The sequence below is a fragment of the Enterobacter sp. BIDMC 27 genome (assembly GCF_000534415.1).
In the GTDB taxonomy this organism is placed as follows: Bacteria; Pseudomonadota; Gammaproteobacteria; order Enterobacterales; family Enterobacteriaceae; genus Enterobacter; species Enterobacter hormaechei_C.
This window is the reverse complement of the sequence record NZ_KI973178.1, coordinates 3,629,467-3,651,387: the sequence shown is the minus strand read 5'-3', so window position 1 is coordinate 3,651,387 and position 21,921 is coordinate 3,629,467. Positions and strand designations below refer to the sequence as shown.

Here is a 21,921-nt window from a genome sequence, read left to right as displayed (position 1 = left end):
AAAACCGGCCAATTGGCCGGTTTAATTAGTTTTATCTTTTGCTGTCTGGAGTCCGTTTAACTGGTATCCATGTTGCACCAGGTTTAGAAGTTGGTGGTGCAGTATGGTTATCAGGAATGGTTGTGTAGTTATCGGTTTGGCCGCCACGCGGACCGCGTTCACGATATACGCCGCCATCACGTCCACTAGACTGGCCAGGTTTCAAACCCATAAATACCTCCACGATATAAGCCACAAAAGTGTGGCAAATACACTTTGCAGCAAGATTCACCGTTTTCAACGTGGCGATGACTCAATTTTTTAGGAGTGTTAATGCCATCACAAATACCAAGGGCATGCCGCAAGCGTGGCTGCCCCGGCACAACCACAGATCGCTCAGGCTATTGTCCCAGGCACCTTAACGAAGGCTGGCAGCAGCATCAGCGGGGACAGAGCCGACATCAGCGCGGCTATGGCAGTAAGTGGGACAGGCTGCGCCCAATCGTTCTCGACAGAGATAAACACCTCTGTCAGGAATGCCTGCGAAATGGAAGGTATACACCTGCTGAGGCGGTGGACCACATTACCGCCAAAGCAAATGGGGGGACCGATGACCTGTCCAACCTCGAAAGCCTCTGCAAGCCTTGCCACAGGGCGAAGACAGCGGTCGAAAGATTCAAATGACATCAATTCTCATTTGAATCGACCGAGGGGGAGGGCGGGTTGAAAGTTCAGGAACGACGCGCCAAAGGACCGCCGCCTAACCTCTTTTCACATCGCCGCAGGTTAGAAAACTTTTTTTAGGGGTCCCCCATTCGATGATTAATAGGAGTTTTCGATTATGTCTGGACCACCGAAAACCCCGACCCATCTACGTTTGGTGAGGGGTAACCCATCTAAACGCCCGATCAATGAGAACGAACCAAAACCCCCTTCAGGGGTACCCCCAACGCCGAAGCATTTCGACAAGCAGGGGAAATACTGGTTTAAACGGATGGCCGACGAGCTTGATGCTATCGGTGTGATGTCTCAGCTGGACGCCAGAGCCCTTGAGCTGCTGGTTGAGGCCTATACCGAATACCGGCATCACTGCGACACGCTTGAAGTTGAGGGCTACACCTACCGGACCGAAACGCAGAGCGGGGATGTGCTGATCAAGGCTCACCCCGCCGCCATGATGAAAGCTGATGCCTGGAAACGTCTGCGTGCCATGCTTGGTGAGTTCGGCATGACGCCAGCCAGCCGATCGAAAGTGAATGCAAAAGGTCCTGAAGCGGTTGATCCGCTGGCCGAGTTTATGAAAGCGAGGGATTAATGGCTAAGGTTGCAGAAGGCATCCGCTACGCCGAGAGGGTAGTGGCGGGGGAAATTATTGCCTGTGAGTATGTGCGCCTTGCCTGTCAGCGTTTTCTTGACGATCTGGCACACGGCGAAGAGCGCGGTATTTTCTTCAGTGAACCGCGCGCGCAGCACATTCTGAATTTCTATAATTTTGTACCTCACGTAAAAGGCGCACTGGCAGGGCAGCCTATTGAGCTGATGGACTGGCACGTTTTCATCCTGATTAATATTTTTGGTTTCGTGATCCCGCTGGTTAACGAGGAAACGGGAGAAACCGTTTTGCGTAACGACGGCAGCGGTCGTCCAGTAATGGTTCGGCGCTTCCGTACAGCAGATGTTGAGGTGGCCCGTAAAAATGCCAAATCAACGCTTTGCTCCGGCGTGGGGCTTTATATGGCTGGTGCCGACGGCGAGGGCGGTGCGGAGGTTTATTCCGCTGCAACCACCCGTGACCAGGCACGAATTGTTTTTGAAGATGCGAAGAATATGGTCAAGAAGGCGAAAGCCACTCTTGGGCGGATCTTCGAATTCAACAAGCTCGCTATCTACCAGGAGCAAACGGCCTCCAAATTCGAGCCTTTATCATCAGATGCGAACAACCTCGACGGCCTGAACATCCACTGTGCCATCGTCGACGAGCTGCATGCTCACAAAACCCGTGACGTCTGGGACGTTCTGGAGACGGCAACCGGCGCACGTCTACAATCGCTGCTTTTCGGTATCACCACCGCCGGTTTCAACAAAGAAGGCATCTGCTACGAATTGCGTGATTACGCCATCAAGGTGCTGCGTGGGCTGGTAAAAGACGATACGTTTTTTGCCATCATCTACACCTTAGATGAAGGTGACGATCCCTTTGATGAAAAAGTCTGGCAGAAGGCGAATCCGGGGCTGGGTATCTGTAAGCGCTGGGATGACCTGCGCCGCCTGGCTAAAAAGGCGAAAGAGCAGGTTTCGGCCAGAATTAACTTTTTTACCAAGCACATGAATATCTGGGTTACCGCTGAGTCAGCCTGGATGGACATGATGAAATGGGAGAAATGCGAGTTTATCGCCCCGCAGCACGAACTTAAAACCTATCCCTCCTGGGTGGGCGTTGACCTGTCAAACAAAATTGATATCTGTGCGGCCGCTAAAGTCTGGCGCGCGCCAGATGGCCACGTTCATGCGGATTTCAAATTCTGGCTACCGGAAGGACGCCTTGAGAAATGTTCACGCCAGATGGCAGAGCTCTATCGTAAGTGGGCCGGGATGGACAAGCTGATCCTTACCGACGGGGATGTAATCGACCATGCTCAGATTAAGGAAGAGCTACAGCTGTGGGTAGCTGGCGAGAGCCTGAAAGAAATTGGCTTCGACCCGTGGAGTGCGACGCAGTTCAGCCTTGCGCTGGCAGAAGAAGGGTTGCCGCTGGTGGAAGTGCCGCAGACGGTTCGCAATTTCTCAGAGGCGATGAAAGAGGTCGAAGCGCTGGTATACGGTGGCCGCTTCCATCACAGCGATCACCCGGTGATGAACTGGATGATGTCCAACGTAACCGTCAAACCGGACCGGAACGAGAACATATTCCCGAATAAGTCCACACCAGAGGCCAAAATTGACGGCCCTGCGGCCTTGTTCACAGCAATGAGCCGCGTTCTGGTTAACGGTGGAAACGACCAGCAGGATCTCTCCGGATTCTTCAATAATCCCATCATGGTAGGTTTCTGATGAAAAAAAACAAACGGCCAGGCAGGGTTAAAAGTGCTCTGCTTAACTGGCTTGGTGTGCCTATCAGCCTGACTACCGGCACATTCTGGGAGGAATGGTTTGGTACCAGCAGCAGCGGAAAGGTGGTAACGGCCGATAAAGCCATCCAGCTATCGGCTGTGTGGGCATGTGTAAGACTGTTAAGCGAGTCTATTTCAACCCTTCCGCTGAAAATATACGTTCGACAGCCTGACGGTTCGCGTAAAGCGGCAACCGATCATACGGCCTATTCGATACTGTGCCGCCGACCCAATTCAGAAATGACACCATCACGCTTTATGTTGATGGTGGTCGCCAGTATTTGCCTGCGCGGGAACGCCTTCATTGAGAAGAAATTCATCGCAAACCGCCTGGTTTCGCTGGTGCCTTTGCTGCCGCAGAACATGGTGGTTAAACGTCTCACGACCGGGGCGCTGGAATACAAATACACTGAAAACGGTAACGAGCGCGTCATTCCCGTCAAAAACATCATGCACATTCGCGGGTTCGGTCTTGACGGTGTTTGCGGCATGATGCCGATGAAAACAGGCCGGGATGTGATCGGTTCTGCAATGGCGGTTGAAGAGTCCGCGGCGAAGATATTCGAACAGGGCCTGCAAAGTTCAGGGTTTCTCTCTTCTGATAAAGCTCTGGATGATACTCAACGTGAAAAACTTCGCGGTTACATGGCGGCGTTTACAGGCTCAAAAAACGCCGGGAAAATCATGGTGCTTGAGGGAGGCTTGACGTACCAGGGCGTAACCATGAACCCGGAAGATGCTCAGATGCTCGAAAGCCGCGCCTTTAGCATTGAGGAGATCTGCCGCTGGTTTCGCGTTCCGCCTTTCATGGTCGGTCACACCACGAAGCAAAGTAGCTGGGCATCCAGTCTGGAGGGCATGAACCTCCAGTTCCTGACGCACACCCTGCGCCCCCTGCTGGTGAACATAGAGCAGGAAATAGGAAGGTGCCTGCTGGACAGCGATGATGAGGTGTTCGCGGAGTTCTCTGTAGAAGGACTGCTGCGGGCCGACAGCGCGGGCCGTGCTGCGTACTATACCAGCGCGCTCCAGAATGGGTGGATGTCCCGCAATGACGTGCGCCGTCTTGAGAATATGCCACCGATTGAAGGGGGTGACATTTACACCGTTCAGCTCAACCTGACGCAACTGAAAAATCTCGAAAGCAGCAATCCTGCTGTGCAGGCTCTGGCCCTGAGAGAACTGCATAACCACATATTCCCTGACATTTCCTTTGAACAATCTCCGCTGAAACAGGCCGCTTAGGAGCACTTTCCTGATGAGCAAAAAACAACTTCCGGCAGCACCGGCGGGTCGCCCCTGCGCGCGGGTCACCTGTGAAACTTTACCCTCCGCCCTGGATCGCTGGGATGGCGGGATCAAAGCTGCGGCCACCGACGACAACAGTATTTCTGTTTTTGATGTGATCGGACAGGACTACTGGGGTGAAGGCGTAACAGCCAAACGTATCGCCGGTGCGCTACGGGCGATGAATGGCGCCGACGTCACGGTCAATATCAACTCCCCTGGTGGTGACATGTTCGAAGGCCTGGCAATCTACAACCTTCTGCGTGAATACGAAGGCCGTGTGACGGTGAAGGTGCTCGGAATTGCCGCCAGTGCCGCCTCAGTCATTGCGATGGCCGGGGATGATATTCAGATCGGTCGTGGTGCATTTCTGATGATCCACAACTGCTGGGTCTATGCGATGGGTAACCGCCATGACTTTGCGGAACTGGCACAGTCTCTGGAGCCATTCGATAACGCTATGGCAGACATCTACGCGGCGCGTTCCGGCCTTGATATGGCAGCTGTTCAGAAACTGATGGATGCCGAGAGTTATATCGGTGGCAGTGACGCTGTGGCGAAGGGACTGGCAGACAGCCTGCTTTCTGCTGATGCGGTCAGTGATGGCGATGAATCACCCGCGGCCGCGCTTCGCAAACTTGATGCGCTGCTGGCTAAAACCAACACCCCGCGCTCTGAGCGCAGAAAACTCATTAAAGCCTTATCCGGTGGCATGCCTGGCGCTGTCACCACCAACGACGGTACGCCGGGCGCTGCCGAAGATATCAAACCTGAAACCCTCAATTCACTTGAAAGCGCTCTTGCGGCGTTAGTCAAATAAGGACCCTTTATGTCTGAAGTAAACGAAATTCTGAAAAAAGTCACTGCCAGCATTGAAGAGGCAACCGGCAAATTCAACGCGAAAGCAGAAGACGCACTCAAAGAGGCGCAGAAGTCAGGCAGGCTGTCAGAAGAAACAAAAGCTGCCGTTGATAAAATGGCTTCTGAGTTCAACGCGCTGCGTGAAGCTGAAAAAACCCTGAAGGCCGCAATGGGCGAACTGGAGCAACATGTTGCCCAGATGCCGCTGGCAAACGCAAAACAGGTTATCGAGTCCGTTGGCCACCAGGTGATCTCCGCTGAAGCCCTGAAAACCTTTGCTTCCAGCGTGGAAGGCGGTAAGCGCATCAGCATCCCGGTCAAGGCCGCCCTGACTTCGGTGGATGTGCCTGATGGTGTCGTGGAGCCACAGCGCCTGCCGGGTATTGATACGGCACCGAAGCAGCGCCTGTTCATCCGCGATCTGATTGCTCCAGGCCGTACGTCCTCCTCAGCTATTTTCTGGGTGCAGCAGACAGGCTTTACCAATAACGCGAAAGTGGTTCCTGAAAATACGCAGAAACCATACAGCGAAATTGAGTTCACGCCGAAAATCACTGGCGTCAGCACCATCGCCCACCTGTTCAAAGCCTCAAAGCAGATCCTGGATGACTTCGCACAGTTGCAGTCCACCGTTGATGCCGAAATGCGCTACGGACTGAAGTATGCAGAAGAGCAGGAAATTCTCTTCGGTGATGGTACCGGCGTTCATTTGCACGGCATCGTTCCTCAGGCGTCAGCTTTCAATCCGGCGTTCACTGTCGAACAGCAGAGCGGGATTGACGATCTGCGTCTGGCAATGTTGCAGGCACAGCTGGCACGCTTCCCGGCGTCTGGTCATGTTCTTCACTTCATTGACTGGGCGCGGATCGAGCTGACCAAAGACAGCCTGGGTCGTTACATTCTGGCGAACCCTGCGGCGCTGACTGGTCCGACTCTGTGGGGCCTGCCGGTTGTTGCAACGGAAGCGGCAGCCTTCCAGGGTAAATTCCTGACCGGTGCATTTAACGCTGGCGCGCAAATCTTCGATCGCGAAGATGCGAACGTAGTTATCTCCACGGAGAACGCCGACGACTTCGAGAAGAACATGATCACCATCCGTTGCGAAGAACGTCTTGCGCTGGCTGTGAAACGCCCTGAGGCGTTCGTGTACGGTTCATTCAGCACCGGCGCGGGTAGCTGATAACTATTGCGGCCTTCGGGCCGCTCTTTTTTCGGGGCAAACAAATGCTTGATCAGAATGTGGTGAAACAGCATTGCCGCATTGATACCGACTTTACGGGTGATGATGCTCTGCTGGAGATTTACACAGGTGCGGCGGCCCGGTACGTCCAGACATGGACACGCCGAACGCTCTATGAAAAGGAAAGCAGCCCTGGCTACGCTGACGACCCGGACCCGATACTGCTCAATGATGATGTTAAGGCAGCCATGCTACTGCTTATCGGTCACTGGTATGCAAACAGGGAATCGGTAGTTATAGGTGAAACCGTGTCTCAGGTTCCATTAGCTGTGGAGGCTCTTCTTCAGCCTTACAGGATATATGGCCTATGAGTTCATTGCGTGCTGGCGAGCTTGATAAACGCATCGTATTACAAAAACTCGAAATTCAGCGAGGTCCACTGGGAGAGCCGCTTCCAAGTGGCCCCGTCGTGGTCGCTACTGTTTGGGCCAGGGCTGAGAATGTTTCTAACAGAAAAATTCGCACACTGGATCAACAACAGGTTGTTGAAACCTGGTTATTCACTATCAGGGTGCGTTCAGACGTCCAGACTGACTGGAAAATAGCGTGGAATGATGATGTCTATACAGTTCGCGCCGTTGATCGTAGCAAGTCTGATCGATGTGTAATAACGGCTGAACGGGATATACGACATGATAGAACAGGCAATTAAAATCTCGCTTGAGCGTCTTTCCGGGATGACTGTTTATCCTCTTCTTCTACCAGACAGCGAGCAAAACGGTATTACATTCCAGCGGATATCAGACCCGGAAGTTGAAACGGGAATGGTACGAACAGGGCTTATTGCTGGTCGTTTTCAAATCTCAATATACAAAGTGGATGATTATACCGGGCTGGTGAAACTGGATAAGGCTATCTGGTCTCAATGGAAAAGTATTGTCCACGGAGAGCTTGAAGGTTATCCCGTTCAGTACATCCAGCGTGGGAATATACTTCAGGACAAAACAACCCTTACCAGCAATCAGGTTCAGTACAGGCTTACCCGAGATTTCGTGCTTTATTTTTATGAGGAATCATCATGATTCGCATGGAAGTTAAAGGGCTTCAGGAATTCGAACGCCAATTACTTTCCCTTGGTGAAAAGGTTGGTACGCAGGTTTTACGGGAGGCCGGGAAAGCTGCACTTGAGCCCGTTCTGGAGGATATGAAAGCGCATGCTGGTTACGACGAATCAGCGAAAGATGAGCACATGCGCGATTCAATTAAAATCCGCTCATCCTCTTCGAAAGCAAAGGGCAATGCAGTTGTTTATCTTCGCGTTGGCCCGAGTAAAAAACACTTCATCAAAGCGTTGGCTCAGGAGATGGGAACCGTAAAGCAAGTCGCAAGTCCCTTCATTCGTCCGGCGCTCGATTATCAGAAAGCGAAAGTTCTGCGCATCCTTGCGATAGAAATACGCGACCGAATTGAAAACCACCGGTAGCGCTCGCTGCCACCTTCAAAGAGAGAGAAATTATGGCTGATAAAACTTCGCCAGAGTACGCGATGCTGCCTGCTGGCACCGTCGTTATGTGGGGTGCTGCGGGCAGCGACGTAGCAACAATGAAACCACTCATTAACTGTAAAGCGCTGGGCGCTACAGGACAGACGGGCAGCTTTGTAGACTGCACTACGCTGATCGATACCAGTAAACAGTTTATCTCTGACCTGCCTGAAGGCCCTGAAAAATCGCTGGGCTTTATTGACGATCCAGCCAACCAGGACTTTGCTGATTTCCTCAACGCAGCAGAGAACCGGGAAACCGTACAGTTTTACGTTGAGCTGCCAAATGGTCGAACGGCGAACATGATTCTGGCCCTTTCTGGCTGGCAGATGAATGAAATTACCGCCCCGGCAAGTGAAGTCATTCAAATCACTGTTCAGGGAAAACAGAACAATATTACTTGGGGTACGGCTGCCGGCAGCTGATCAGGGCATTACTAACTGGCCACCTCCTGGTGGCCTTTTATTATCTAATTCTCAGGAAAAACTATGTCTACCATCGATGTTTCTGCACTTAAATCCGCACTTCTGAAGCCTAAAAGCGCCGTTGTTACCGCCGAAATTTTTGGAACCACCGTTTATCTACGCCGTATGACGGCGGGAGAACTCATCGATCATGAAGAAGCGCTGCGAGACAGTCAGATTGCAGAAGATGCACGTAAAGCTTCAGAGATCAGTGTGCAGTTGATCGTCGATTGTCTTGTCCATCCCGATGGCAGCCTAATCGCAGCTAAAGACAAGCCTACCGCAGCCGAGCTACTCCAGACTCATGACAACGTGGCGCTCCTTGATGCAATCGCCACTGTAAAAAAACATGCGCTGGGTAAGCTTGAAGACGCGGAAAAAAACTAACGAGCTCGCCCTGGCTTGAGCTGATTTTCTGGCTGGCTGACCGCTGGGGCGAGCCTGACCCTTCAAAGATAGCTTCACTTCCGGCAGAAACTCTTTTTCACTGGCGCGCGTACTTTCTGCGTACTGGTGCCATAAGCCGACCCGGTGAAGAGATTTCTCCGACTCCTGAAACCCCGCCTCCTGCTGTAGTCAGTAATGTTGACGATCAGTGTGCGGCAGTAATGAGAGCGTTAATGTAATGGCTGACGTTGCTTCCCTCGCCGTCGGGCTGCATCTCAACGCAGCCAATTTTAAATCTCAGCTGATGGGTGCATACGGTGATGCTGAGAACTCATCAAAGCGTTTCAACCGTAACGCACAGGAAGATGCTAAAAGGACAGATGAAGCCTATTCCCGGATGGGGAAAACCATCGCGGGTGTTGCTGGTCGCCTGGCGGGATTTGCCGGTGCCGGTTTATCACTTGGCGCCATCATTACTACCACGCGTGAATACGGACAGGCTTTATCCGACCTTTCGGCTATCACCGGCGCTACAGGCGCCCAGTTAAAATCGCTTGATGAAGCCGCCCAGGAGATGGGGCGTAGCACTGAATACAGTGCGAGCCAGGCGGTGGAAGCCCTGAAGTTGATGGCGTCCGCTAAACCTGAACTTCTTCAGACCGCAGACGGACTTACTGAGGCGACAAAGAGCGCACTAACGCTTGCTCAGGCCGCAGGCTCAACTTTGCCAGATGCAACCCGCACTCTGGCTCTTTCCCTTAACCAGTTCGGGGCCGGGGCTCAGGAAGCGGATCGTTATATTAACGTGCTGGCTGCCGGTGCCAAGTTCGGGGCATCGGAAATCGCAGATACAGCTGCGGCTATTAAAAATGGTGGGGTGGCCGCTGCACAGGCAGGAGTTGGATTTGAAACGCTTAACGCAGCGATTCAGGTTCTGGCTGAGCGTGAAATCAAAGGCGGTGAAGCAGGAACCGCGCTGAGAAACGTTATTCTTGCCCTTGAGAAAGGTACAGACAAAACGCTCAAACCATCGGTTGTGGGGCTCAGTGGTGCTCTGGATAATCTCTCAAAGAAAAACCTTTCTACGGCTCAGGCTGTAAAACTGTTCGGTGTTGAGAATATCAACGCGGCATCAGTGCTGGTGGACAACCGCAGCAAACTTAACGCATTAACCCTTGCCCTAACTGGAACACAGACTGCGCATGAGCAGGCCGCTATTCGTGTTAATAACCTGAATGGCGACATCATGGGGCTGACCAGTGCTTTTGAAGGCATGATCATTAAAATTGGTCAAAGTAGTACCGGACCGCTTCGTTCAGGCATTCAGTCAGTAACTGACGGTATCAACCTGCTTACCGATAATTTCAACGCGGTTGCAAGTGTGGCCTTATACACACTGATCCCGGTTCTTTCGACCAAACTGACAGCTGGTCTTCGCGAAAACATAAGCGCATGGCAGCAGAATCAGGCAGCCGTTAAAGCAGCAGCAGCGGCTCAGGCTGATGGTGCACGTAAAACGCTGGAAGCTACTTCTGCCACGCTAAAGCGAAATGATGCGGAATTTGGTTATTACCGTCAGCTGGAAAAAACGGCCAGGCAGCATGGTTTGAACGTAAATTACCAGGGAGAGTTTAACCGACTTATCCGTGAAGAAACCGAGCAAACTAATCTGGCCACTCGTGCAAAAATGCAGTTGGCAGCAGCTAATCGTCAGGTATCTCTGACCGCTCGTGCTGCCTCGGTAGCTGTGGGGCTCGCTCGCGGGGCCCTGGCGCTTGTCGGTGGACCTTTTGGGGCTGCGATGCTGGCAGGCTCCGCACTTCTGTATTTTCATCAGCAGGCGAAGGATGCCCGACAGTCAGCAATTAACCTCAAGGATGCTGTCATTGAAACCACTGCTGCGCTGATGCAGATGTCTGATAAACAGCTCGCCGTTAAGCAGATTGACCTGCAAGACCAGTATGAAAATCAGGTAACTCAGCGTAACCAGCTCATCAAGGAAATTCAGGACGCAGACAGCAGACTAGATAGCCTCGGTGGATTTGACCCATTCCGACAGAAAAAAGGGGTAGAGGACAGTAAGAAACGGGCAGAAGCTGACCTTGAAGCCGTTAATAAAGGGTTAGAGACAACACAGTCTAACCTTGAGAATGTCAGCAAGGCGCGATTTTTGGTCCAGACAGGGATCGCCGATCAAGCAAAATCGCTCGCGAATGACATCAAAAATATCACAGCTCAGACAGCTAAAGCCGGAGAGGGTGTTACCACACCATGGACCGGTGAAGATACTCAAAAGGCTAGGAAGGAAACGGTCAATCAGTATCTTCAGTTGCGCAGGGAGATCGAAGAAGCTCATGCAACCAGTCTTGGAAAAATTGATCTTCAGGAGAAAGCCAGTCAGGAAAAGCTGATCGCTGCGGCGCGTAAAAATGGAGCAAGCCAGCAGGATCTACAGCGTGCGCTGTTAATGAATGCTGAAAATTATCAGAAGCAACGTAACGAACTTGCTGAGCAGTATTCCCCGGCACGATCGGCCATCAATAAAGAGAAGGAAGCGAGCCAGGAGCTCAAGTCTCTCCTTGATGCACGTTTGCTTACTGAAAAAGAGTACATGGCTGCGCGTGTCACACTGTCACAGGAGACATCCCGACAAATCCTACAGGCCCAGGCTAATGCTCTATCAGCACCACGGCTTGAGCTTGCCGGGGACGTTGATCCGCTTGCCCAGCAAAGGAACCAACTTGCACAGCAGCAAAGTCTGGTAGAGACCTATTATCGCAATGGTGCGCTGAGTAAGCAGCAATACGAAATGCTGATGCAGAAGAGCAGTAAAGATTCTGCTGATGCACAGTATCAGACCGCGCTGGAATTATATCGCTCACAGAGTGAATTCAATAATCTGGCGATCGGACTGGTTGAGGCTACCCGGGAGCGAACCACTAATGTCCTGACGGGGCTGCTGACTAAAACGCAGACCTTTAAAGAGGGCGTGATCAACCTCTTCTCCACGCTTACTCAGTCGATAATTCAAAACCTCGTCGATATGGCAGCACAGGCGCTCGTAACAAATACAATCCTGAGTTCAATTATGGGGGTTGGTTCGAGTGTACTTGGCGGTGTTGGGGGAAGTACGGCAGGCAGCTCAGGGACAGCGATTGCCGATTATGGGAGCAATTTCCAGTTCAATGCCAAAGGCGGCGTTTATTCCTCCTCAGACTTAAGTGCCTATAGCGGCCAGGTAGTCGATAATCCTACTTTTTTCGCATTCGCGAAAGGTGCCGGAGTAATGGGTGAGGCAGGACCAGAAGCGATCATGCCATTGACTCGGGCAGCTGATGGTTCACTTGGGGTTCGCGCAGTGTCAGGCGGTGCCTCTGAAGGTGCTGCTCCTCAGGTATTCATCACTATCAATGGCGATGGCAGTACTGCATCACAATCATCTGGCGGTCTGGAAAAATTCGGTAAAAGCGTAGGCAATTTTGTCAGAGATGAATACCGAAAGCTGATACAGGCTGATCTTCGTCCCGGAGGGGCAATCTGGAACAGTACAAACGGGAGGCGGTAATGGCGCTGGAAACTTTTAACTGGAGCCCTAGGGTGAATCCTTCTCAGGACGTCACCATGCGTACGCGTGAGGCGCAGTTCGGAGATGGTTACACCCAGACATCCGGTGACGGACTTAACCCTCGCTCACAAAGCTGGGATCTGACCTTTGTAGGCCTGGAACCCTATATCAAGTCGATCAAAGACTTTCTTGATCGTCATGAGGGAACAAAAGCATTTGCATGGAAGCCGCCGCTAGAGGACTTGGGTCTCTATCGATGCAAACAGTACAAGCCCTCCCCAATGGGGGGAGGCAACTGGTCTTTGACTGCAACATTCATCCAGGCATTTAAACCATGAGCTTAAACGCAGATTATCAGAAGCTGGAATCAGGGAACGACGTTCGCCTGATTGAGTTGGACGGTTCTTCTTTTGGACTGACGGAAGTTCTCCGCTTTCACAATTACAACATTCCCCACACCGAAGAGGAAATAGTCGCCGCCGGCGGGGAAGAGGCCAAGCTCCCGGCGAAACCAATCTGGTGGCAGGGTAATGAATATTCCGCCTGGCCGTATCAGCTGGAAGGGCTGGAGAAATCGACCAGTGGCAGCAATGCGACGCCATCACTGACGGTCGCGAACATCGAAAGCTCTATTTCTGCCCTGTGTCTTGCGTATGACGATTTGCTACAGGCTAAGGTCACCATTCACGACACAAAGGCAAAATATCTCGATGCGAAAAACTTCGCAGGCGGTAACCCTACAGCAGATCCGACTCAGGAGAAACTTCAGGTCTGGTATATCGACGGGAAAACGACCGAGCTTGCTGGCGAAACCATTGAGTTTGTACTGTCCAGTCCCATGGATCTTCAGGGACAAATGATCCCCACGCGGCAGCTTCATTCCCTGTGCACATGGTGCATTCGTAATAAGTACCGCACCGGCGACGGTTGCGACTATGCCGGTACGCGCTATTTCGACAAAAACAACAACCCGGTAAGCGATCCGTCACTGGATGAATGCAACGGCACGCTGACGGCCTGCAAACTTCGATTCGGTGAAAGCAACGAACTCTCGTTTGGTGGGTTCCCCGGTACGTCGCTGATCAGGAGCTGATATGCGTCAGAAAACAATTGATGCGATTATGGCGCATGCCGCCGCTGAATATCCTCGTGAGTGCTGTGGTGTGGTGGCGCAGAAAAGCCGCGTTGAACGTTATTTTCCTTGCCGGAATCTTGCCGCGACGCCGGAGGACAATTTTGTCCTTTGCCCGGAAGATTACGCAGCTGCTGAGGACTGGGGTACGGTGATCGCCATCGTTCACAGTCACCCTGACGCCACTACGCAACCGAGCGAACTGGATAAAGCGCAATGCGACGCAACGCTTTTACCCTGGCATATCGTGAGCTGGCCGGAGGGGGATTTACGCACCATCCAGCCGCGCGGAGAGCTGCCGTTGCTGGAGCGTCCTTTTGTGCTTGGTCACTTCGACTGCTGGGGGCTGGTAATGAGCTATTTCCGGCAAACGCATGGTATCGAACTCCACGATTACCGGGTTGATTATCCCTGGTGGGAAAAAGACTATCCGGACAACTTCTATCAGGATTGCTGGTACGAGTGCGGATTCCGTGAATTCGACGGGCCGCCGAAACCTGGCGATATGGTGATCATGCAGGTCCAGGCTGATAAGTGGAACCACGCGGGAATTCTGCTGGAGGGCAATATGCTGCTGCACCACCTGTACGGTCATCTGAGTCAGCGCGTGCCGTATGGTGGATACTGGCAGGAACGAACGATGAAGATTCTACGGTACAAATCTCTGTGCTAACCTTTGCTCAAAACAAAGGAGCAAAACCATGAAATTTGTATTGAGTGTATTGTTATTGACAGCATTTAATTCATACGCAGGAACTGTAGACGATTATCTGGAGCGTCATTCTGAAATAAAATCAAATTCTGTTGCTGAAACTTATGTAAGCCATTACGCCTTTATGATTGCGATGATGGAAGCACAACAAAAGCATAATAGATCTGATAATGAATTTATTACTGGGTTGCTTTCAAATAATGGTGATGTATATGCAAGATTAGCGGTTAAAAAGCTTGCAAATGATTGTTTAACGCAAAGGAGCATTGGTCAATCCGGAGAGTTAAATAATAAAGAGTGTAATATTGTGATTAGAGCAGATAAATCAGAACAATAGCTAATAGAAAGTCGAGGGTACGATGCAAGAGGTAATGACGCGAATTGAACTAGGTGGGGAGCCGGGTAAGATCTTTGGAAAGATACACCATCGCCTTATCAATAAAGTATCAGAAGCTGGAACGGCCCTCGCTAAAACTATTCCCGGATTTGAAAGCTATATGATTAGCAGCAAAAGTCGCGGGCTAACATTTGCCATCTTCAAAGGTAAAAAGAATATTGGAGTAGACGACCTTGGTTTTCCAGTTACAGGAGAGGTCATCAGAATTGTTCCAGTAATAATTGGAAGTAAAAAGGATGGTTTGCTACAGACTATTCTTGGTGCAGTAATTATTGCGGCATCTGCAATTGGCAGTTATTTTGCACCGGGAAACCCGATTTCTGCGTTTGGATACAAATTTGGTGCAGCCATGATGTTGGGTGGAGTTGTTCAGATGCTTTCGCCTCAGCCTACAGGGTTAGCCAGCAAACAAAGCGCAGATAACCGTGCATCGTATGCGTTTGGCGGGGTGACAAATACCGCCGCACAGGGTTACCCGGTTCCGCTCCTTTACGGCCGCCGGCGAATCGGCGGGGCAATTATTTCCGCCGGGATTTATGTCGAAGATCAGCAGTAGATAACAAACCTTTTTACAAGCCACCTTCGGGTGGCTTTTTTTATGGGCGCGATATGGCGAATAAAATTACCGGACGAAAAGGGGGGAGCTCCAGTTCCCGAACTCCTACCGAACAGCCTGATGATCTGCAATCTGTAGCGAAGGCAAAGATTCTCGTTGCGCTTGGGGAAGGGGAGTTTGCTGGACAGCTCACCGGGAAGGATATCTACCTGGACGGAACGGCGCTGGAGAACTCCGACGGCTCCCAAAACTTCAGCGGCGTTACGTGGGAATTTCGCGCGGGTACACAGGCCCAGAAGTACATTCAGGGCATTCCCGGTACCGAAAACGAAATCAGCGTGGGAACCGAGGTAACGAGCGCTACAGCGTGGACACGAACCTTCACCAATACACAGCTTTCAGCGGTTCGTTTACGCCTGAAATGGCCATCGCTTTTCAAGCAGGAGGACGATGGCGATCTGGTTGGTTACTCGGTTAATTATGCGATTGACTTGCAGACGGACGGCGGGACATGGCAGACAGTCCTCAATACCAGTGTGACCGGGAAAACGACCTCAGGTTATGAGCGTAGCCACCGTATTGATTTACCTCAGGTGGGCAGCACCTGGACAATCAGACTACGCAAAATTACCGCTGACGCCAACAGCGCGAAAATCGGCGACACGATGACGCTACAGAGCTTCACTGAGGTGATTGATGCGAAATTGCGATATCCGAACACCGCGCTGCTGTACATTGAATTCGACTCCAGCCAGTTTAATGGTTCTATACCTCAGATCTCCTGTGAGCCTCGTGGCCGCGTTATTCGGGTTCCTGATACTTACGACCCGGAAACCCGCTCTTACAGCGGGACATGGACCGGGGCGTTTAAGTGGGCATGGACGGATAACCCTGCGTGGATAATTTACGATCTGGTTGTTTCTGACCGGTTCGGCCTCGGTCACCGTTTGACTGCTGCTAACATCGATAAATGGACGCTTTATCAGGTCGCCCAGTATTGCGATCAGATGGTTCCGGACGGTAAGGGTGGCGATGGAACAGAACCACGCTATACCTGCAACGTGTACATCCAGGACCGAAACGACGCTTACACAGTCCTGCGTGATTTTGCGGCCATATTCCGTGGCATGACGTACTGGGGTGGCGATCAGATCGTTGCTCTGGCCGATATGCCCCGTGATGTGGATTACAGCTACACGCGCGCTAACGTTGTTGGCGGTCGCTTCACCTATTCAAGCAGCACCACGAAAACCCGCTACACTACAGCGCTGGTTTCATGGTCCGATCCGGGTAACGCCTATGCTGACGCGATGGAACCCGTATTCGAGCAGGCGCTGGTGGCTCGGTACGGCTTCAATCAGCTGGAAATGACAGCCATCGGCTGCACCAGACAGTCAGAAGCGAACCGAAAGGGGCGCTGGGGTATTCTCACCAACAACAAGGATCGCGTTGTTTCGTTCGATGTCGGGCTGGACGGAAACATACCGCAGCCAGGCTATATCATCGCTGTGGCAGACGAGCTGCTTTCCGGAAAGGTTATGGGCGGTCGCATCAGCGCCGTTAACGGTCGCGTTATCAAACTTGACCGTGTAGCTGATGCAGCAGCAGGTGATCGTCTTATCCTCAACCTTCCCTCCGGAGCGTCACAGAGCAGGACCATTCAGGCGGTTAACGGGGAATCGGTCACAGTAACCACCGCGTACAGTGAGACGCCTCAGGCCGAAGCTGTCTGGGTGGTTGAGTCAAACGAACTCTACGCGCAGCAGTATCGTGTTGTGAGCGTCGCTGATAACGATGATGGCACTTTCACCATTACCGGTGCATGGCACGATCCGGATAAATATGCCCGAATCGATACCGGAGCCATCATTGACCAGCGGCCGGTGAGCGTGATCCCGCCGGGCAACCAGTCGCCGCCTGCGAACATCGTGATCAGCTCGTTTTCTGTGGTGCAGCAAAATATCAGCGTCGAAACGATGCGCGTGAGCTGGGACCAGGCGCAGAACGCTATCGCCTATGAAGCGCAATGGCGCCGCAACGACGGGAACTGGGTTAACGTGCCGCGCAGCTCTACAACGTCATTCGACGTACCGGGGATATATGCCGGGCGCTACCTGGTGCGCGTGCGCGCAATCAATGCCGCAGAAATCTCGTCCGGATGGGGCTATTCAGAAGAGAAAACGCTGACCGGTAAAGTGGGCAATCCGCCGAAACCGGTCGGCTTCATCGCTTCCGATAATGTGGTATTTGGTATCGAACTGAGCTGGGGATTTCCGGCGAATACCGACGACACGCTGAAGACGGAAATTCAGTACAGCCTGACCGGTACCGAAGACGATGCGATGCTGCTGGCAGATGTACCCTATCCGCAGCGCAAGTATCAGCAGATGGGCCTTAAGGCAGGGCAAATTTTCTGGTACCGCGCGCAGCTGGTGGACCGCAGCGGAAACGAATCAGGGTATACAGACTTTGTGCGCGGACAGGCCAGCATTGATGTATCCGATATCACCGATGCCATTCTGGAGGACATGAAAGGCTCCGATACGTTCAAAGACCTGATCGAGAACGCGGTGGACAGCAATGAAAAAATTGCTGGCATGGCAAACGACATCAAACAGGCCAACGACGAACTGGAGCAACAGGCGCAGAAAATTGCCCAAAATGCCCAGGATATCGGGAAGGTTCAGACCAGCGTTACAAACCTGTCGAGCACGGTCGGAGATGTGTCTTCTTCTCTGAACGAACTTGAGCAGACAGTGGCGACTGCTGATACCGCGCTGGGTCAGCGAATCGATAACATCAGCGTGTCTGTGGACGGTATGACGGGAGGAGTGAAGAACTCTGCCATCGCGATTATTCAGGGCAATCTGGCGCAGGTAGCGGCGCGCAAAACGCTGTCGGCATCGGTCGCCGGTAACAGCGCGCAGCTGGACCGCATTGATGAGGTGATCGTCAGCGAGAAGGAGGCAACGGCGCGTTCGCTGCTGAGTTTGCAGACTGACGTGAACGGCAACAAGGCATCCATCAACAGCCTGAACCAGACGTTCTCCGATTATCAGCAGGCCACCGCCACGCAGATAAACGGCATCACGGCGACCATCAACGGGCACACTTCAGCGATCACCACCAACGCGCAGGCCATTGCGAACGTCAACGGCGACCTGAAGGCGATGTACAGCATTAAGGTCGGGTTATCCAGCAATGGTCAGCTTTACGCGGCAGGGATGGGGATCGGCGTTGAGAATACGCCGTCCGGCATGCAGTCGCAGGTTATCTTCCTGGCTGACCGCTTCGCCGTAACGCACCAGGCCGGAGCGACCGTTACGCTTCCTTTCGTTATCCAGAATGGGCAGACCATAATTCGGGACACGGTTATTGGAGACGGGACGATTGGAAACGCCAAGATCGGCAGCTATATCCAATCTTCAACCTGGGACGGCACAGGGAACGTTGGCTGGCACATCAACAAATCTGGCTACGCGACGTTTAACAACGTGACCGTTCGCGGCTCGATTTACGCCACAAACGGTAATTTTTCTTTCAATGGCTCCGGCAATACAACGGTGATTAATGGTAATGGCGTAACCATTAATATTCCGGGTGGCGGCCGCATCGTACTGGGGACGTGGACATAAAATGCCGACAGGACTACTGATTGACCTGAATGACGGCGGAAAGCGCATGGAGATAACTGCGGGCCTGCGATGCCCGTCGTTTGGGGCCAACTTTGACAGTGGCTACCAGAAAGCCAAGTACGCTGATGTTGCCGGTTATGTTTCCGGGGCGCAGGTGCTGTTTATCCCTCACGCGACGGCTTACCTTGATTCAGGGCTGCTTCATAAAATGAACTCGGTCACCATATCCGGTGGCCGCGTAACGCAGAACTCCACGATGAAGGATGTAAGTATCAGTGAGCGTGAGAGTACGTACACGTTCCCCGGAAGCCTCTGGCAGATATTTCCGTCAGGCCAGCGTAGTGGGGTGGGACTGCTCATAAGCAACAGCACTGACTTCACCTCAATAACCAATGCCACGCAGTCAGGGCAGTGTATCTGGAAGGGGACCGTCAATGTCCCCACAGGCGGCTGGGCAGTTCCCACGATAGCGGGGTACGACAAGTCCAAATATATCGTCTTTGGGCGCTGTAATAGCGGTAACACCGTCGATTTCGATGGCAACACGGTCAGGTTCTTCAGCCCTCCATCCACCAACGATGATGCTCCAACGACCGGCACGATAGATATTGTCATCTTTGCCAGTGGCGTGGCGCCGCAGCCGGGCACCGGGCTCAACATCTTCAATGCAGCCGGGGCCTGCACGTTTTCAACGACAAAGCGGCCTTTCGTCTACCTCAACCAGCTCTGGACGCCTTCAAAAAATGCCGTGAGCATCGGCAGCGGGTATGTTCCGCTGGGTAGGTTCGGGCTGATGGCTCACGAAGTTAATGGCATGTACGTGTATCGAATGTTCGGAATAAAAATACAGAACGGCAGTGCTTCAGTTCAGGGTGGGAAATATCTGGGGCGCGAGCGGTATGCAATTTTTGGTAATGACACGGTAACGCCACTGAACCTTCCCGTTCTTCCCGATATGTACGTCTGAATAAACAGTCTTTTTAATCAACCTCGCTTCGGCGGGGTTTTTTATTGCCTGGAGAAAATATGCTTTATAACACTGGCACCATCGCCATTAACGGAAACACCGCAACCGGCACCGGCACGAACTGGACGGCGCCAGCCAGTCAGATTCGGGTTGGCCAGACGTTGTTTGTTCTTTCTAACCCGGTACAGATGTTTCAGATCACCGCCATCAACAGTGCGACGTCACTGACGGTTACGCCTGCCGCGTCTCCGGCGTTGAGCGGACAGAAATACGGCATTCTTGTTACTGATAGTCTCTCGGTCGACGGCCTGGCGCAGAGCATGTCTCAGCTCATCAACGAGTATGACGAAAACATCGGCGCGTGGGAGACGTTCGCCACCACCTCAGCAAACCAGAACATCACCGTTACCATCAACGGCGCTCGTGTAACCATTCCGGCGATCGGCAAAATGGTCCAGAAAGGGAGCAATGGGGCGGTAGGAGTTTCGGACGGCGGGACCGGGGCAACGAATGCCGCTGACGCTCGCACAAACCTCAGTTTGGGAAACAGCGCTACACGAGACGTTGATAGTCAGTTTGCCCCGGTGTCGTCGTACATCAATGGAGCCGCTGTTATGGCTCAGGTTCATCGCGATTACAGGAACCTTGCCTCTTATGATGGTATTTCACAATATCCGCTCGGCATGTCTTTTGGCATACAGCTTGGAGGAAATGGATGGGGTGGAGGCAGCGGAGTTGATACTTACACGGGCATGTTAACACTCCGTGGCTGGCATGATTCGTCGGGTGGTGGCTATGTATCGTGGCAGCTTGCCTCAACCTCTCAGGGACTGAAGTATCGTCAGGGCAATGGAACAATCCAGGGTAATGCTAACGTCGGGTTCTCCACGACGCACACCCTTTATTCGACGCAGAACACCACGAAAGCCAGCGACGGAACGCTCAAAGCTGCATCTCCGGTGATCAAAGTATTTTCTGATGGCGCATACCAGACTAACGATGAATCAGAGGGCTGTACCGTAACTCGCATGAAAACCGGAGAGTATCTGATCGAGGGCTGCATGGGTATGAACTCTGACGCAGAATGGGGTGGGATTGATGGCGGGTTTGATATCCCTAAAGATCGCAATGGACAAGCCCTGATCTGGCTGGACTATGAGGTTAATGCCGACGGGTCAGTGCTGGTAAAAACATTCCACCGGGAATACCCGACAGCGCCGGCATTTGCGAGGAACTCACGGGAAGGTTACGCGGATGGAGACCCGGCCGACATTCCGGCCGATCAGTTTGTCAGTGTCCGTGTAGAGATGCCGCAAAACAGTATCTGGAATCAACGTGCGGCTATGGCTCAAGTCCCTGACTCATCCTCTGATTAAAGGCAGAATCATCAGGCATATCGAGGCGAACGTCGATCCAGCTGTTGGCAGGAACATCTATAGGAGCCCCTTTCGTTTTAACAATTTCGCCTTCTTCGTTGAGTATGTATTTCCGCTTAAAAAGCCGAATCGTCAGCCCACCGCCTTCTGTCTGCTCAGCTTCAACTACACCCAGTTCCCCCATGCCGCCAGGGTCCATTGGTGGCAATAACTGCCAGCCCTCAGAGGCCAGTCCCGCTGAACCAGTCAGGACATAAACACCAACATCCAGTCTTGAAATCTTGATCCCTTCAGCTTCTTCATTGGCAGTTCCACCTCCACACCAGCTGAAACCGTCAGAATCAATGTCCTCACGCTGGCAGTCCTCACGGGATTTTACAATACGGGCGACAGGGGACGCCGCCTTCAAAGTACCATCGCTTGATTTTGTCGTATTACCAGTCGTGTAAGCTTCGTGATAGGCCCATGCGATCCCGCTGTAATATGAAAACCAGGTACGACGTAGAGAGTATGCCTGATGTATTCTGGTTGGCCTGTTGCCCCGATTGAGAATGATGGAAGTTAGTCCTGTATTCGATGTCAGGCCCAACTGAGTCAGACCATCATTTTGATGTGAGGTAAATCCGGTAGGCGTGAACCCGTCCATATTATCGAGGGTTGGACCGTCCCCCTGGATAGCGCCAAGGTTGAATGCGCCTACCTGCATGACGTTTCCTGCGGCTGTTCCAACGTCCTTCGTGGCGCTACTTCCCAAACCGACGTTTTATAGA

At 52.4% G+C, this 21,921-nt stretch carries 23 protein-coding genes; 21 read left to right on the top strand and 2 right to left on the bottom strand.

Translation table 11 applies throughout. The annotated features are described in order from the left end of the window. Positions 1-31: 31 nt before the first annotated feature. Positions 32-211: a hypothetical protein gene (locus L463_RS24625; RefSeq protein WP_017384378.1), complete on the bottom strand. Its 180-nt coding sequence runs from the start codon at positions 209-211 to the stop codon at positions 32-34. A gap of 101 nt (positions 212-312) precedes the next feature. Between L463_RS24625 and L463_RS23720 the strand changes: the two genes are divergently transcribed. The 21 genes from L463_RS23720 to L463_RS05695 all read left to right on the top strand — a co-directional run bounded on the left by L463_RS23720 (position 313) and on the right by L463_RS05695 (position 21,151). Further along, positions 313-663 carry an HNH endonuclease gene (locus L463_RS23720; protein WP_032104388.1) on the top strand — a complete coding sequence of 117 codons (351 nt, stop codon included), beginning with the start codon at positions 313-315 and terminating at the stop codon, positions 661-663. A 157-nt stretch (positions 664-820) separates the two neighbouring features. Then, on the top strand, positions 821-1,294 hold the full coding sequence (locus L463_RS05605; protein WP_032673246.1) for a phage terminase small subunit P27 family: 474 nt from the start codon (positions 821-823) through the stop codon (positions 1,292-1,294). Then, positions 1,294-3,030, top strand: coding sequence for a terminase large subunit (locus L463_RS05610; RefSeq protein ID WP_016063095.1), 1,737 nt, complete (start codon positions 1,294-1,296; stop codon positions 3,028-3,030). The genes L463_RS05605 and L463_RS05610 overlap by 1 nt, the downstream gene beginning before the upstream one ends. After that, the gene (locus tag L463_RS05615; RefSeq protein ID WP_032673245.1) at positions 3,030-4,334 is read left to right on the top strand and encodes a phage portal protein; all 1,305 of its coding nucleotides are present in this window, start codon (positions 3,030-3,032) and stop codon (positions 4,332-4,334) included. The genes L463_RS05610 and L463_RS05615 overlap by 1 nt, the downstream gene beginning before the upstream one ends. A gap of 13 nt (positions 4,335-4,347) precedes the next feature. Then, the gene (locus tag L463_RS05620) at positions 4,348-5,196 is read left to right on the top strand and encodes a head maturation protease, ClpP-related (protein WP_032104391.1); all 849 of its coding nucleotides are present in this window, start codon (positions 4,348-4,350) and stop codon (positions 5,194-5,196) included. 9 nt (positions 5,197-5,205) lie between these two features. Continuing rightward, a complete protein-coding gene (locus L463_RS05625) occupies positions 5,206-6,417 on the top strand; it encodes a phage major capsid protein (protein ID WP_032104393.1) in 1,212 nt (403 codons plus the stop codon). A 44-nt stretch (positions 6,418-6,461) separates the two neighbouring features. Continuing rightward, positions 6,462-6,788 carry a head-tail connector protein gene (locus tag L463_RS05630; protein ID WP_032104394.1) on the top strand — a complete coding sequence of 109 codons (327 nt, stop codon included), beginning with the start codon at positions 6,462-6,464 and terminating at the stop codon, positions 6,786-6,788. Further along, positions 6,785-7,129, top strand: coding sequence for a phage head closure protein (locus L463_RS0122915; protein ID WP_032104396.1), 345 nt, complete (start codon positions 6,785-6,787; stop codon positions 7,127-7,129). The genes L463_RS05630 and L463_RS0122915 overlap by 4 nt, the downstream gene beginning before the upstream one ends. Beyond that, positions 7,110-7,499 (top strand): hypothetical protein, encoded by a 390-nt coding sequence (locus tag L463_RS05635; protein WP_032104397.1) that lies wholly within the window; start codon positions 7,110-7,112, stop codon positions 7,497-7,499. Before L463_RS0122915 ends, L463_RS05635 begins: the two co-directional genes overlap by 20 nt. Continuing rightward, a complete protein-coding gene (locus tag L463_RS05640; RefSeq protein ID WP_032104398.1) occupies positions 7,496-7,900 on the top strand; it encodes an HK97-gp10 family putative phage morphogenesis protein in 405 nt (134 codons plus the stop codon). The genes L463_RS05635 and L463_RS05640 overlap by 4 nt, the downstream gene beginning before the upstream one ends. A gap of 32 nt (positions 7,901-7,932) precedes the next feature. Continuing rightward, complete coding sequence (locus tag L463_RS05645) at positions 7,933-8,385, top strand: major tail shaft subunit (RefSeq protein ID WP_032104401.1); 453 nt, start codon at positions 7,933-7,935, stop codon at positions 8,383-8,385. 63 nt (positions 8,386-8,448) lie between these two features. Further along, positions 8,449-8,811, top strand: a complete 363-nt coding sequence (locus L463_RS05650) for a phage tail protein (protein WP_032104403.1) — start codon at positions 8,449-8,451, stop codon at positions 8,809-8,811. A 238-nt stretch (positions 8,812-9,049) separates the two neighbouring features. Next, positions 9,050-12,376, top strand: a complete 3,327-nt coding sequence (locus L463_RS05655) for a phage tail tape measure protein (protein WP_032104404.1) — start codon at positions 9,050-9,052, stop codon at positions 12,374-12,376. After that, the gene (locus L463_RS05660) at positions 12,376-12,714 is read left to right on the top strand and encodes a phage tail protein (RefSeq protein ID WP_032104406.1); all 339 of its coding nucleotides are present in this window, start codon (positions 12,376-12,378) and stop codon (positions 12,712-12,714) included. The genes L463_RS05655 and L463_RS05660 overlap by 1 nt, the downstream gene beginning before the upstream one ends. Further along, entirely contained in the window at positions 12,711-13,469 is a 759-nt protein-coding gene (locus L463_RS05665) for a phage minor tail protein L (protein ID WP_032104408.1), read from the top strand. The genes L463_RS05660 and L463_RS05665 overlap by 4 nt, the downstream gene beginning before the upstream one ends. Before the next feature lies 1 nt (position 13,470). Further along, entirely contained in the window at positions 13,471-14,181 is a 711-nt protein-coding gene (locus L463_RS05670; protein WP_032104409.1) for a C40 family peptidase, read from the top strand. 28 nt (positions 14,182-14,209) lie between these two features. Next, positions 14,210-14,557 carry a hypothetical protein gene (locus tag L463_RS05675; RefSeq protein ID WP_032104410.1) on the top strand — a complete coding sequence of 116 codons (348 nt, stop codon included), beginning with the start codon at positions 14,210-14,212 and terminating at the stop codon, positions 14,555-14,557. A gap of 22 nt (positions 14,558-14,579) precedes the next feature. Next, positions 14,580-15,173, top strand: a complete 594-nt coding sequence (locus L463_RS05680) for a tail assembly protein (RefSeq protein ID WP_032104411.1) — start codon at positions 14,580-14,582, stop codon at positions 15,171-15,173. A 53-nt stretch (positions 15,174-15,226) separates the two neighbouring features. Further along, positions 15,227-18,808, top strand: coding sequence for a TipJ family phage tail tip protein (locus tag L463_RS05685; protein WP_032104412.1), 3,582 nt, complete (start codon positions 15,227-15,229; stop codon positions 18,806-18,808). A gap of 1 nt (position 18,809) precedes the next feature. Then, positions 18,810-19,775: a DUF6453 family protein gene (locus L463_RS05690; RefSeq protein WP_032104413.1), complete on the top strand. Its 966-nt coding sequence runs from the start codon at positions 18,810-18,812 to the stop codon at positions 19,773-19,775. A gap of 59 nt (positions 19,776-19,834) precedes the next feature. Then, positions 19,835-21,151, top strand: a complete 1,317-nt coding sequence (locus L463_RS05695) for a phage tail fiber protein (RefSeq protein ID WP_032673244.1) — start codon at positions 19,835-19,837, stop codon at positions 21,149-21,151. Here L463_RS05695 and L463_RS05700 read toward each other — a convergent pair. Further along, positions 21,117-21,857 (bottom strand): phage tail fiber protein, encoded by a 741-nt coding sequence (locus L463_RS05700; protein ID WP_017384357.1) that lies wholly within the window; start codon positions 21,855-21,857, stop codon positions 21,117-21,119. The two genes, L463_RS05695 and L463_RS05700, sit on opposite strands and share 35 nt — an antisense overlap. Positions 21,858-21,921 lie beyond the last annotated feature (64 nt).

Bases quoted from the DNA above. Each gene is read 5' to 3' on its own strand.
- L463_RS0122915 (WP_032104396.1), top strand. From the start codon at position 6,785: ATGAGTTCATTGCGTGCTGGCGAGCTTGATAAACGCATCGTATTACAA.
- L463_RS05640 (WP_032104398.1), top strand. From the start codon at position 7,496: ATGATTCGCATGGAAGTTAAAGGGCTTCAGGAATTCGAACGCCAATTA.
- L463_RS05635 (WP_032104397.1), top strand. From the start codon at position 7,110: ATGATAGAACAGGCAATTAAAATCTCGCTTGAGCGTCTTTCCGGGATG.
- L463_RS05685 (WP_032104412.1), top strand. From the start codon at position 15,227: ATGGCGAATAAAATTACCGGACGAAAAGGGGGGAGCTCCAGTTCCCGA.
- L463_RS05655 (WP_032104404.1), top strand. From the start codon at position 9,050: ATGGCTGACGTTGCTTCCCTCGCCGTCGGGCTGCATCTCAACGCAGCC.
- L463_RS05630 (WP_032104394.1), top strand. From the start codon at position 6,462: ATGCTTGATCAGAATGTGGTGAAACAGCATTGCCGCATTGATACCGAC.
- L463_RS05650 (WP_032104403.1), top strand. From the start codon at position 8,449: ATGTCTACCATCGATGTTTCTGCACTTAAATCCGCACTTCTGAAGCCT.
- L463_RS05670 (WP_032104409.1), top strand. From the start codon at position 13,471: ATGCGTCAGAAAACAATTGATGCGATTATGGCGCATGCCGCCGCTGAA.
- L463_RS23720 (WP_032104388.1), top strand. From the start codon at position 313: ATGCCATCACAAATACCAAGGGCATGCCGCAAGCGTGGCTGCCCCGGC.
- L463_RS05610 (WP_016063095.1), top strand. From the start codon at position 1,294: ATGGCTAAGGTTGCAGAAGGCATCCGCTACGCCGAGAGGGTAGTGGCG.
- L463_RS05675 (WP_032104410.1), top strand. From the start codon at position 14,210: ATGAAATTTGTATTGAGTGTATTGTTATTGACAGCATTTAATTCATAC.
- L463_RS05660 (WP_032104406.1), top strand. From the start codon at position 12,376: ATGGCGCTGGAAACTTTTAACTGGAGCCCTAGGGTGAATCCTTCTCAG.
- L463_RS05680 (WP_032104411.1), top strand. From the start codon at position 14,580: ATGCAAGAGGTAATGACGCGAATTGAACTAGGTGGGGAGCCGGGTAAG.
- L463_RS05625 (WP_032104393.1), top strand. From the start codon at position 5,206: ATGTCTGAAGTAAACGAAATTCTGAAAAAAGTCACTGCCAGCATTGAA.
- L463_RS05645 (WP_032104401.1), top strand. From the start codon at position 7,933: ATGGCTGATAAAACTTCGCCAGAGTACGCGATGCTGCCTGCTGGCACC.
- L463_RS05620 (WP_032104391.1), top strand. From the start codon at position 4,348: ATGAGCAAAAAACAACTTCCGGCAGCACCGGCGGGTCGCCCCTGCGCG.
- L463_RS05700 (WP_017384357.1), bottom strand. From the start codon at position 21,857: ATGCAGGTAGGCGCATTCAACCTTGGCGCTATCCAGGGGGACGGTCCA.
- L463_RS05605 (WP_032673246.1), top strand. From the start codon at position 821: ATGTCTGGACCACCGAAAACCCCGACCCATCTACGTTTGGTGAGGGGT.
- L463_RS05695 (WP_032673244.1), top strand. From the start codon at position 19,835: ATGCTTTATAACACTGGCACCATCGCCATTAACGGAAACACCGCAACC.
- L463_RS05690 (WP_032104413.1), top strand. From the start codon at position 18,810: ATGCCGACAGGACTACTGATTGACCTGAATGACGGCGGAAAGCGCATG.
- L463_RS24625 (WP_017384378.1), bottom strand. From the start codon at position 211: ATGGGTTTGAAACCTGGCCAGTCTAGTGGACGTGATGGCGGCGTATAT.
- L463_RS05615 (WP_032673245.1), top strand. From the start codon at position 3,030: ATGAAAAAAAACAAACGGCCAGGCAGGGTTAAAAGTGCTCTGCTTAAC.
- L463_RS05665 (WP_032104408.1), top strand. From the start codon at position 12,711: ATGAGCTTAAACGCAGATTATCAGAAGCTGGAATCAGGGAACGACGTT.